Source organism: Actinomyces sp. MRS3W, assembly GCF_032465695.1.
Lineage (GTDB): Bacteria > Actinomycetota > Actinomycetes > Actinomycetales > Actinomycetaceae > Actinomyces.
This window is the reverse complement of the sequence record NZ_JAWDJJ010000351.1, coordinates 1-11,284: the sequence shown is the minus strand read 5'-3', so window position 1 is coordinate 11,284 and position 11,284 is coordinate 1. Positions and strand designations below refer to the sequence as shown.

8 protein-coding genes and 1 pseudogene are annotated in these 11,284 nt (G+C 71.3%); 4 read left to right on the top strand and 5 right to left on the bottom strand.

What is annotated here, in order from left to right; genetic code table 11:
• The first annotated feature begins 50 nt into the window (after positions 1-50).
• Together RWX45_RS13120 and RWX45_RS13115 are read left to right on the top strand one after the other, a co-directional pair.
• Positions 51-980, top strand: a complete 930-nt coding sequence (locus RWX45_RS13120) for a MoxR family ATPase (protein WP_316024161.1) — start codon at positions 51-53, stop codon at positions 978-980.
• Between the two features lie 53 nt (positions 981-1,033).
• A complete protein-coding gene (locus tag RWX45_RS13115) occupies positions 1,034-2,326 on the top strand; it encodes a DUF58 domain-containing protein (RefSeq protein WP_316024160.1) in 1,293 nt (430 codons plus the stop codon).
• 71 nt (positions 2,327-2,397) lie between these two features.
• Here RWX45_RS13115 and RWX45_RS13110 read toward each other — a convergent pair whose 3' ends face one another.
• On the bottom strand, positions 2,398-3,393 hold the full coding sequence (locus tag RWX45_RS13110; protein WP_316024159.1) for a stage II sporulation protein M: 996 nt from the start codon (positions 3,391-3,393) through the stop codon (positions 2,398-2,400).
• A 14-nt stretch (positions 3,394-3,407) separates the two neighbouring features.
• On the opposite strand from RWX45_RS13110, the gene RWX45_RS13105 reads away from it, so the two are divergent.
• Complete coding sequence (locus RWX45_RS13105) at positions 3,408-4,316, top strand: RDD family protein (protein ID WP_316024158.1); 909 nt, start codon at positions 3,408-3,410, stop codon at positions 4,314-4,316.
• Here RWX45_RS13105 and RWX45_RS13100 read toward each other — a convergent pair.
• Together RWX45_RS13100 and RWX45_RS13095 are read right to left on the bottom strand one after the other, a co-directional pair.
• A complete protein-coding gene (locus RWX45_RS13100; RefSeq protein ID WP_316024157.1) occupies positions 4,277-4,714 on the bottom strand; it encodes a DUF3499 domain-containing protein in 438 nt (145 codons plus the stop codon). The two genes, RWX45_RS13105 and RWX45_RS13100, sit on opposite strands and share 40 nt — an antisense overlap.
• 62 nt (positions 4,715-4,776) lie before the next feature.
• Positions 4,777-5,220: a metallopeptidase family protein gene (locus RWX45_RS13095; protein ID WP_316024156.1), complete on the bottom strand. Its 444-nt coding sequence runs from the start codon at positions 5,218-5,220 to the stop codon at positions 4,777-4,779.
• Between the two features lie 569 nt (positions 5,221-5,789).
• On the opposite strand from RWX45_RS13095, the pseudogene RWX45_RS13090 reads away from it, so the two are divergent.
• A pseudogene (locus tag RWX45_RS13090) lies at positions 5,790-6,512 on the top strand (transposase); the annotation flags it as partial.
• A 345-nt stretch (positions 6,513-6,857) separates the two neighbouring features.
• On the opposite strand, the gene RWX45_RS13085 reads toward RWX45_RS13090, so the two are convergent.
• On the bottom strand, positions 6,858-8,351 hold the full coding sequence (locus RWX45_RS13085) for a DUF5719 family protein (RefSeq protein ID WP_316024155.1): 1,494 nt from the start codon (positions 8,349-8,351) through the stop codon (positions 6,858-6,860).
• The coding region (locus RWX45_RS13080) for a glycosyltransferase family 2 protein (RefSeq protein ID WP_316024154.1) at positions 8,348-11,284 on the bottom strand (2,937 nt) is incomplete at its 5' end. The genes RWX45_RS13085 and RWX45_RS13080, both read right to left, overlap by 4 nt.

Below are 11,284 nucleotides of genomic sequence, written 5' to 3'. Positions count from 1 at the left end.
ACCCCCCCGCCGCGCCCCAGCACGCCAACCACTCCGACCCGCGCGGACGGCTGGTGGCGGTGCGCGCCGAAGTCGCCAAGGCGGTCGTGGGGCAGGACGCGGCGGTCACCGGCCTGGTCATCGCCATGCTCGCCGGCGGGCACGTGCTCTTGGAGGGCGTGCCCGGAGTCGCTAAGACACTGTTGGTGCGTTCCCTGGCCACCTGTCTGGATGCGGACACCAAGCGGCTGCAGTTCACCCCCGACCTCATGCCCGGCGACGTGACCGGCTCGCTCATTTACGACGCACGCACCGCCGAGTTCTCCTTCCGCGCCGGCCCGGTGTTCACCAACCTGCTCCTGGCCGACGAGATCAACCGCACTCCCCCCAAGACGCAGGCCGCCCTGTTGGAGGCCATGGAGGAGCATCAGGTATCGGTCGATGGGGTTCCGCGTCTTCTGCCCGACCCGTTCATGGTGGTGGCCACCCAGAACCCCGTCGAGTATGAGGGCACCTACCCGCTGCCGGAGGCACAGCTGGACCGCTTCCTGCTCAAGCTCATCCTGCCGCTGCCCGAGCGGGGCGAGGAGATCGATGTGCTCACCCGCCACTCCTCCGGTTTCAACCCCCGCGATCTGGCGGCGGCCGGCCTGCACGCGGTCGCCTCACCCGAGGATCTGGCCAGCGCCCGGGAGCAGGTGCGCACCATCGACGCCTCCCCGGAGGTACTCGCCTACATCGTTGACCTGGTGCGGGCCACCCGCTCCTCACCGTCGGTGTCCCTGGGCGTGTCCCCGCGCGGGGCGACGGCGCTGCTGGCGACGGCGAAGGCCTGGGCCTGGCTGTCGGGCCGCGGCTTCGTCACCCCCGACGACGTCAAGGCACTCGCACTGCCGACCCTGCGCCACCGCATCCAACTGCGGGCCGAGGCCGAGCTGGAGGGCGTGTCGACCGAATCGGTGATCAACGGCGCCCTGCGCTCAGTTCCGGTGCCCCGGTAGCCCGTGCCCAATCCCCAACGAGCCTGGCTCACTAGCCCGCATAAGGAGGAACCGTGTATCTGACCATGCGCACCGTCTGGCTGCTCGCCGTCGGGGCGGTACCCGTGTTCCTCCTACCGCGGCCGGCCACCGCCCTGGCGTGGATGGCCTTGGTGGTGCTTCTGGTGGGTGTCGATGTCGTGGCGGCGCCCTCGCCGCGGGGTCTGCGCGCCACGCGGGAGGTGGCGCGGGCGGTGCGTTTGGGCGAGACGACGACGGAAACGCTGACGCTGACGAACACGACCGGCCGCACCATGTCCACGCTGGTGCGGGATGCCTGGCCGCCATCCGCAGGCGCCTCCGGGGAGCGCAGCGCCCTGGTTATCCCCGCCGGCCAGCGGCGTCGTACCCACATCGCTCTCACCCCCACCCGCCGCGGGGACCGCATGGCCGATCTGGTGACGGTGCGGGTACGTGGCCCCCTGGGGCTGGCGGGACGGCAGGCGTCGCTGACGGTTCCGGCCCGGCTACGAGTCCTGCCCCGTTTCGCGTCGCGGCGGCACCTGCCCAGCCGGCTGGCGCGCCTGCGGGAGATGGACGGGCGCAGCGCTGTCATGGTTCACGGCGCCGGCACCGAGTTCGACTCCCTGCGCGAGTACGTCGTCGGGGACGACGTGCGTTCCATCGACTGGCGCTCAACCGCCCGCCGGGGTGAGGTCGTGGTGCGCACCTGGCGGCCGGAACGGGACCGGCGTGTGCTCATCCTGGTGGACACCGGCCGGATGGCGGCGGCCCGGCTCGACGACGCCCCTCGGCTGGACGCCCAAATTGAGGCGATGCTGCTCATGGCGGCGCTCGCCTCGCGCGCAGGCGACCGGGTCGACGCCGTCGCCCTGGATGTGGAAACCCGCACCCAGGTGCGCGGCGTATCCGGGGCGGCCCTGCTCGGCGCCCTGGCGGATGCCTTCGCCCCGCTGGAGCCCGCGCTCGTGGAGACGAACTGGACACTGGTGGCGACCACCGTGGAGGCGGCCCTGTCCCAACGGGCCTTCGTGGTGGTGCTCACTGGCCTGGACGCCTCGGGAACAAGCGCGGCCATGCTGCGCACCTTGGCGACTCTGGCACGTCAGCACACCGTGGTGGTGGCCTCGGCGACCGATCCGGGTTTGGAGCGGCTGCGGTCCCAGCACGACGACGCGGAGAACGTGTATATCGCGGCCGCGGCGGAACGCGACCTGGTGGAGTTGGACGCGATCAGCGCACGCCTGCGCCGCGCCGGCGTGGAAGTGGTGGAAGCTGCGCCGGGTGCGCTGGCGCCGGCGTTGGCGGACACCTACCTGGCGCTCAAGGCTGCGGGGAGGCTGTGATGCCGGTGCGGTGCGCTGAGCTGCACACCCGGGGAGGCGCCCTGTCGCCCCGGTTGCTTCGGCCCTGTCGGTCAGCCGACTTCGTTCTGGACGGCGCCGGCCTCATCGGGGCGCAGATCGCCGGTGTTGCCGGCCAGGACGGCACGGCGTCCCAGCAGCAGCGTGTACACCCACAGCACCGCGAGGGCGAGTACGCCGATGAGCCCCTTGACCACCCATGGCAGCGGCGACGGAGTGACAAAGGCCTCGATGAATCCGGAGACTGCCAGCGCCACGGTCAGTCCGGCCGCCACGGTGATGAGGGAACGGCCCTCCGCCGCCAGCGCCACGCTGCGCGATCTGCCACCGGGGGCGAGCATGACCCAGAAGAGTTTGAGGCCGGCACCGCCGGCTATGAAAATGCAGGTGAGCTCCAGCAGCCCGTGCGGGGTAATCAGGGCGAAGAACTGACCGAGCAGGCCGTGGTCGGCCATGATGGCGGCGGCCTGTCCGAGGCTGACGGCGTTGACCAGCAGCATGTAGGCCGGCAGTACTCCGGTGATGCCGCTAGCCACACAGATGGCGGCGATCCGGGCATTGTTGGTCCACACCTGCCCGGCGAACTCGGGCGCGGCATAGGTGGAGTAGTAGGCCTCGAAGGACTCCTGCGCATAGGTGTCGAGTTCGCTGGTCGAGCCGAGGGCGCTCATGGCCTCCGGGGTGCGCAGCGTCCACACGCCCACCACCACTGCCAGCGCCACCTCCACGATCGTCACCGCCGCCGTCCACCAGCGCACCCGGTACAGGGCAGCCGGCACGCTTTCCAACCAGAATCGGCGCACATCACTCATACGGGCTTCGCGCGTGCCGGTGAGGCGGCCGCGGGCCGCCGCAATGCGGGTGGACATCTCTGCGAGCAGCGCCGGGTCGGGGGCGCCGGTGCGGATGCGCGAGAAGTGCCCGGCCGTGGCCCGGTAGAGGGTGACCAGTTCGTCGGCTTCGGCGCCGGTGAGTCGGCGCTGCGCCACGAGTTGGTCCAAGCGGTGCCACTGGTCACGGTGCGCGGCGGCGTAGGCGTCGATATCCACGAGGAGAGTCTGACATGGTGAATGAGGCTGCCACCTCATCCGAGCGAATGATGACACCGGAGCTCATGGTCACCGGTGAGGCCGTCGCCCTGGAAGTGCTGCCGGCGTCCCCCGGCACGCGCATCCTGGCCGGGATCATCGACTACACCCTGTACGCCATGGGGCTGCTTATCACCATCATCACGGGCAGCGTCATCGCGAACAAGTATCTCTTCTCCCCCTCCTCGCAGGCCCTGGCCGCCGTAGCGGTGGCCCTGGTGCTCCTGGCATGGCTGGTGATGGTGCCGCTCACGGTCGAGCTGCTCACCCGGGGGCGTTCTGCTGGTCGGCTGGTGACCGGCTTGCGCATTGTGCGCGACGATGGTGGCGCGGTGCGGTTGCGTCACAGCCTCGTACGCGCCCTGGTGGGAGTGGTTGAGATCTGGCTGTTCCTGGGCGTGCCGGCAACGGCGGCCTGTGTGGTCACGCGTCGCGGCAAGCGCCTGGGGGATCTGCTGGCGGGCACGTACGCCGTGCGGGATCGCAATGGCGTGCGAGACGCTCCGCCGATCCTCATGCCGCCGGAGCTGGCCGCCTGGGCTGCCAACGCCGACCTGCGCGCGTTGCCCGGGCATGAAGCACTCGTTATCCGCACCTTCCTGCAGCGGGCCTCCTCCATGCAGGCGCAGGCGCGCCTGCGGCTGGCCATGCAGTTGGCGGCGCAGGCCGAGCCGTATGTTGCGCCTCCGCCCCCTCCCGGAACGCACCCGGAGCGGTTCCTCGCAGCGCTTCTGGCGGCCCGGCGCGACCGCGAGTTCATGTTGGAGCTGCGGGATCGGCGTGTGGAGGATGGTGTGCGCGCCTCCCTGCAAACCCCGCCGCACCAGGTGGCGCGGCCGGGGGATCAGTCCTCGGTTTTCTCCCCGCGCAGCACGCGCAGATGACCGCGACGGGTGATTTCGCCGTCGCCCAGGCCGGTGAGGTGATCGGGCAGGGGCTCGGTAAGCGAGGCCGGCAGCAGCCCGGTGGGCCGCCCGGCGTGCTCGGCGGGCTGAGGCTTGGGGCGTGGGCTGCGTGAAGCCTCGCGGACGGCGTCGGCCAGGGCGGTGAGGTCGTCTTCGGAGGGCGGAGCCGGCTCGAAGTCGGTGGCGAGCCGGATCACCTGCCAGCCGCGCGGCGCCGTGAAGGACTCGACGTGCTTCTCACACAGGTCGTAGGCCTCGGGCTGGGCCTCAGTGGCCAGGGGGCCGAGCACGATCGTGGAGTCGGAGTACACGCTCGTCAAGGTGGCGACGGCCGGGTTCTCGCACCCGGGTCTGCGGCAGTGTCGGACTCTTTTCACAGCCGCAGGCTACCGCGCGGTGGCAGACTCCGGCGGGAGCCGACTCCGGGTGCCGCCGCGCCTCACAAATCCGGGTCGATCTCTTCCGGGCGCCGCCCGAGCACGAGGGCGACCTGCTCAACGACGACGCGCCACACGAGCTCGACCAGCTCGGTCTCGTCCGCCGCCCGGGAGGTGATAGGGCGGCGGTACAACACAATGCGAGTGGGCAGGCCGGCGCGCGGCTCGGCGGCGAATCCCCGGCCGAGGACGACGCCGTTCTCCCAGGGCGCGGGGTCGGAGGGCGGAACCTCCTCGACGGCGAACTGCATGCGTGCGATCTCCGGGTGGCGGCGCGCGAGCTCGTTGGCCGCGTCGATGACCAGGGCGTCGAAGCGCTCGGCTCGGGTGCGCCAGGCGGGCAGATGGGGCAGCAGCAGCGGACCTCTGAGCCCGCGCCCGTGCCGATCGCGCCGGCGTCGGGACGCAGGTATCCGTGCCGGGGGCAGATGAGACGACTGGGCCACGCCACCACCCTAGAGGATCGCCTCCACCCGCCCTCACCGAAACCGGCACTAATAACATGCCCAAACCGGCACTTGTAACATGCCGAAACCGGGCGAAGTTGCTGAGGCGGGCTAAGGGCATCGCCCGGGGGTGCGTCTCCCGTGAGGGTGGGGCGACGGCGTCCCACTAACGCGCCCGAGGCCTTCGCTCAGCCCGCTCCCCGCGGCGGCGGGACGGCACCCCACGACGTCGTCGCTGGCCTCCACCGACTCGCCCCACCCCCGCAACCACCACCGGACCGCTGCTCGCGTGATGGGGCGTGGGCTGATCGCTGTGCGCGGCCGTGGTCGACGTCGAGTGTGCAGACGGCGTCTACTACGCCATTTCGAGGTCTACTACGCCACTTCGAGGACCGTTGAAGGCTTCCCAGGCCTTCAACACACCCCTAACAGGCGTACTAGACGGCAAAGTGGCGTAGTACTGGGGGTGTGGTGGCAATTCCCGTGGTGCTCTCTTCCGGCGGCGGAGGTGAGGGGGCATCGTGGGGCCCGGATTCTCGACCAAGATTCACCAGGAAGGTTCACCCACGATGCCCGAGAACAAGTCTGCCGTGTTCACACTGATCCGGGAAGTCCTGGCCGATCCGGACCTGGCCCATGATGATGTCTTCCGCCGATTGCTTCAGGCCGGGTTGCAGGACCTCGTGGACGCTGAGGCCACCGCCAAGATCGGCGCCGGACGCTATGAGCGCACCCAGGGTCGGCGCACGCGCCGTAACGGCACGCGTTCTAAGAAGCTTGCCACCACTGCTGGGGAGGTGGACCTGGCCATCCCCAAGCTGCGCCAGGGGTCTTTCTTCCCCTCCCTGCTCAATCCCCGCAAGCGCGTGGACGAGGCCCTGTACGCGGTGATCTGCACCGCCTGGACCTGTCGGCGTGTCCACTAGGAAGGTGGACGAGCTCGTTAAGGCACTGGGCAACGAGTCCGGGAAGACCGAGGCAATCCTACCCGGCGCCTCCTGGCAGCGGTGCCGGGTGCACTTCGCCCGTAACGCTCACCTCCAAGCTGGGGTCGGCCCGCTCCAAGCCCGCGGGCGCGCTGATCTCGGCGATCTTCGCTCAGACCACCCGGGAGGCCGTGGTGGACACCTCCAAGCAGGTTACCGCCTCCCTGAAGAGCAGTTTCCCCGAGGTGGCCCAGATGCTGGCTGAGGCCGAGCCGGACGCAGGCCGCCTTCCCCCGCGAGCACTGGCAGAAGATCTGGTCCAACAACCCCATCGAGCGCCTGAACCGGGAGAAGGACCAACACGCCCTATCCGACCACCACCCCATGACCATCACCGCACAACCAGATTTACACCACACCAAGACACTCGACCCTACTTTTGGCTGCCTGCCTCCGTTCCCGCCGTTGGACCACCTGTGCGCGTTTGGACCACCTTTACGCCGTTGGACCACCTGTGCGCGTTTGGACCGTCTAGCCTCCGGCGTAGGCGGTCCATCCGCGCGTAGGCAGTCCAACGGCCAACTGGCGCCGACCCGCTACCTAGCATGAGCGCAGAGACGGGAGCCCGCTGCACCACTTCGACCGGTTTCGGCACGTTATTAGTGCCGGTTTCGGCATGTTATTTGTGCCGGTTTCGGTGAGGGAGGGTCGTCAGCGCAGCAGGAGGCTGCGGGAGGACTGCGCGGCGGCGTCCGGAACCGTGGGGACAACGGCGATCAGCGTGCCGGGCACCTCGCCCTCGACCTCGGCGGTAACCACGGCGGCCGCGGACACCTGCTGGGCGTCGGCGCCGGTGATGACCAGACCCGAGACCTTGTCGGGGATGTCGGGGGTGAGCGTGGTCGTGGCCGGGACCGTGAGGTCGGTGGACCACTCCCCGTCGGCGGAGGTCAGGGTCACGTCGGCGGAGGCGTTGCTGGAGTTGGTGACCACCAGCGTGGAGGTGAGCCCATCGCCCCGGGGCAGGGCCAGGGTGCTGTCCGCGGCGGCGTCGACGGCGGAAGTCTGCACCCAGGCGGTGTCGTGGGCGAGGGCGCCGGAGCGCTCGGGGTACTCCCCCGCGCTGCGCACGAGTTTGACGGCGGCGCCGACCGGGGTGTCGGAGGTGACACGCACGCCGTAGGCGCCGGGCGCCACACCCGCCAGGGAGATATCGAAGACGGCGCCGGGGTCGATGGTGACGTCAGTGGCGCCCGCCAGCGCCTGCTCACCGTCGGCGCCGATGAGGGAGATCGCCACCGTGGCGGGATCCGTACCGGGGTTGACCACGCGTACGGCCGGCGCATCGGAGGAGGCGGCGCCGTTATCACTGTTCGTCTCGCCCTGATCGGCCGGGTCCACCACAACGACGCCAGGAACGGTCAGCTCCGTGGCGGGGGCCGCGCCGGCGGTGAGCGTATCCACGCCAGCGGGTGTCTCCCCGTCGAGGGACTCGGTCACCAGCACCGGGATGATGGAGCCGCCGTCGGCCTCAATGCTCAGCGCCAAGCGGTTATCGAGCGCACCGGCGGCCTCGAGCAGCACGCCGACGGTCTCACCGGCGCGCACCGATACCTCGCCGCCGGAGGGCAGCGCGAGCTCCCCGGTGGAGCCGTACAGGTGGATGGTGGCGGTAACCGTCGTGACCCCGGGGTTGGTCAGCCGCAGTTCGGAGGAGGAGCCGACGGCGGCCGAGCCACCCACGATCCAGGACACCGCCGCCGGCGGGACACAGGGGGCGGCGGTCAGGCCACGCAGGTCGCCCGCAGCGGTCAGGGTGGTGACGGTACCGATGGCACCGGCTGAGGTCGTGCCGGGGGTTTCGACGGCGAGGATGCCGCCGTCGGCAGCGTTCAGCGTGGTGTGGGCCTCCTCAAGCTCCTGGGAGTCATAGGTGAGGGTGGAGGCGGCGTCCAGGACGGTGATAGTGGTGGCCGCAGTAGTCTCGGCCAGGTCGACGCCGTCGATGGTGTTGTTCGGCGCCGCGGGACAGGCGTAGACCACGTCGGCAGCGGGAGCCGGGACGCTGGTGGCGGCCACGTCCTGGCCGGTGGCACGGGGCGTTCCGGTGCCCCACCAGGTCAGGGCCAGGACCGCCGCCAGGATGAGGCAGGCGGAGGCAATGCGGGCGGTGAGGGCGAGTAGTCGGCGTCGGGGCGTGCTCATACGGTGCTCCTCTGGCGACGCAGGGGCAGGGCGATGAGGGCGGTGATGACCCAGACGATCTGAATGCAGCGGGCGACGAGGTTGCTGTGGAGGGAGCCGTGGGTGACGACGAGTTCGCCGGAGTCGGCGGGGACGGTGAAGGCCTGGCGCCAACGGCCGACGGAACCGGCGGGGGCGACGGTTTCCAGAGTTTCACCGTTCAGGGTTGCGTGCCAGGCGCCGTCGGCGCGTTCAGCCAGTACCAGTACGCGCTCGGCGGTTCCCGCATCGAGGGTGGTGCGCAGCATGGGGGCGGATGCGGGCACGGTGACGGCGTTTCCGCTGGCGGCGACAAGCGTGGCGCGCGCCGATTCGACGGCGCCCTCCGGGGAGACGCGCCAGGAGGTGCCCGAGGCGGTGCGGGCGAGCTGTTCGAGGCCCGGGGTGGCTTCGAGGCCGGCTCGAGCGGAGGCGGTGAGGTCATCGCCGGAGGCGTCCGTCAGCACGACGACGGCGATGTCGTGGGCGGCTAGGCCGTCGGCGACGTCCTCGTCTTGGCCGGTGATGGCCCGCACCACGAGGTCGGTCAGTTCGGCGTCGGCGGGGTCGGCCAGCTCGGTGGGTAGCGCGCCGTCGGCGATGCTGGGGGCGTGGGTGGCGGCGGGGACGCGTTCAGTCAGCTGGGCGAACAGGACGTCGGGTACCACGTCGGTCAGCTGGGCGCCGTCGCCGCGCCAGACGCGCACGAGCAGCCCGGATTCGGTGGAGGTGAGGACCAGGACCCGTCCGGACGCAGCGGAGGACTGAATCTCCGAAGCGATCACGGGGATTTGCGTGCCGGCGGGCCGCAGCGCCAGGATGGCCGCGTCGGCACCGGTGGTGGTGGAGCCGTGAGCGCGCAGAGCCCAGGCGCCACCCACGGTGAGGGGGACGGCGGCGGCGATGACGCTAATGCCCACGAGGCCGGCGCGTCCCCAGCGCCTCCAGCCGGTGGCGTGGGCGGGTAGGGCGGCGTATGCGGCGTCGCCCGCGGCCACGGCGGCGGTGAGCAGGCCGGCCAGGGCGAAGGAGATCCCGGTGCCGGCCCAGGAGGTAACGGTCAGGCTGCCGCTGCCGTCGGCCTGGGTGCCGACGGCGGTGATGACGCGGGTGCTGACGGCGGCCAGGGCCAGGCCGCCCAGCGTCATGAGGAAGCCGGCCCGGGCGCGGTGTCCGCGCCGCCCCGAGGTGAACAGGCCGCAGACGGCGGCTGCGGGAACGACTGCGAGCAGGACCTTGGCGGCGAGCGCGAGGGCGGGGTCGGTGAGCAGCGATTCAACATCGACCGGCATGCCCAAAATGGTTTCGATGGTGCTGGGCGGGGCGGAGACGATTGGTAGGCCGGTGTCGGTGAGGAGGTAGCGCGCGGCGTCGGTGGCGCCGTCGGCGCGGGCCAGCGAGCCCGCCCGCCACCAGGCGGGGGCGGCGGTGGCCACCACTGGCACGAGCGTGAGCAGTAGCCGCAGTGCGCTGCGGCGCACCAGCAGGCACAGCAGGATCAGCCCGACCACCACGAGCGCGGCCGTGACCGGGGCTGCGGCCACGATGAGGCTGAACAGCAGTCCGGCGACCGCGGCGGCCGTGGGCGAGCCCGGGCCGTAGGCCTCCGGCGGAGCCGGGATGCGCGCGGCGGCTTGAGTGGGCGTCTCGGCGTCCGCCACATCGACGAGTGCGGGGGTAGCGGTATCGGCGGGCTCGGGCCATTCCTGCCCGGAATCTTCAGCGGAATCGTCGGGATTATCCGAGCCGTCCGCACCCGCGCCGTCCGGCGACGGCTCGGCGACGACGTCGTGCGGCATGGAGGCAGGATCCTCGTCCTGCGGCTCGGGGGCGGCATCGTCGTCGGCCAGCACCGCCAGATCCTCCATGCGCGCCGAGGCGAAGCGGTCCAGTTCGGCCTTCTCCTGCGCAGTGGCGTGGTGAGCGCCGACGAGCCCGGACAAGACCACGTCGCGCCGGTCCGCCCCCACCGCCCGGGACAGTGCGGTCAGCGCCCATGGCAGGGTCACATGCACCATGACGGCGGTCAGGCGTCCCTGCCCAACGGCGAGCATGAGCGTGGGAGCCAACGCCCATACGCAGGCCGCCCAGGCGCGCAGCGCATGACGGCGGGTGACGGTGCCGGCGGCGTACCAGGCGCCGAGGGCCGCCAGCGGGATCGCCAGGATGAGGAGTAGATGCACCAGGGCGTCGCCGTCGAGCCCGAGCCAGGAGCCGATGGCCACGGGCACGGCCAGCACGGCGAACAGGGGGGTCAACGCCGCGGGGTAGCCGTCGCCGGAGGCCGCCCAGGTGGACCAGGCGGCGTCCCACAGCTCACGCCAACTCGCCCCCAGCCCCGGCAGGGCGCCGCCGGTGAGGGTGCGCACGAACAGAACCTGGGACAGGCCGAAGCCGGCAATCGCGGTGACCACGAGCAGCGTGGCGACCAGCACGAGACGACGACGCCGGGTGAGCGCGGCCAGTTCACGCTGTTCGAGCTCGCTGCGAGCGGCAGCGCGGGCGACGCGTTCGCGTTCCTGGCGGCGCCGATCGCGGCGGGTGGCGCGGATGTCGGCGGGGCGCACGTACAGCTCGGCCAGCACGGCGCGGCGCACGCTCTGGTGCGCGGCCAGGCGCCTGCGGCCGCGGCGGATGATGGTGCCGCGGCGGGCGACGGCGAGGGCTGCCGCCATCTCGTCGCGGGCCAGCGCAGGGGTTTTGGTTAGCAGCCGCCAGGCGGCGCGGGCCACGCCGAGGAGGACAATCCACGCCAGCAGCAGTGGTACGGGTTGGGCGGAGAAGGTGGCCCATGCGGTCAGCTGGGCGATGCGCCGGGCTCGGAAGGAGCGATCCGGGTCGGGGTCGGAGACGGCCGTGGTTGGGGCTGAGTCGGGCCCGGCGTCGGCGCGGTGGGGGGCGTGGGGCTGCTGGGC

Coding starts and splice junctions, on each gene's coding strand:
- RWX45_RS13105 (WP_316024158.1), top strand. CDS start 3,408: ATGGTGAATGAGGCTGCCACCTCATCCGAGCGAATGATGACACCGGAG.
- RWX45_RS13085 (WP_316024155.1), bottom strand. CDS start 8,351: ATGAGCACGCCCCGACGCCGACTACTCGCCCTCACCGCCCGCATTGCC.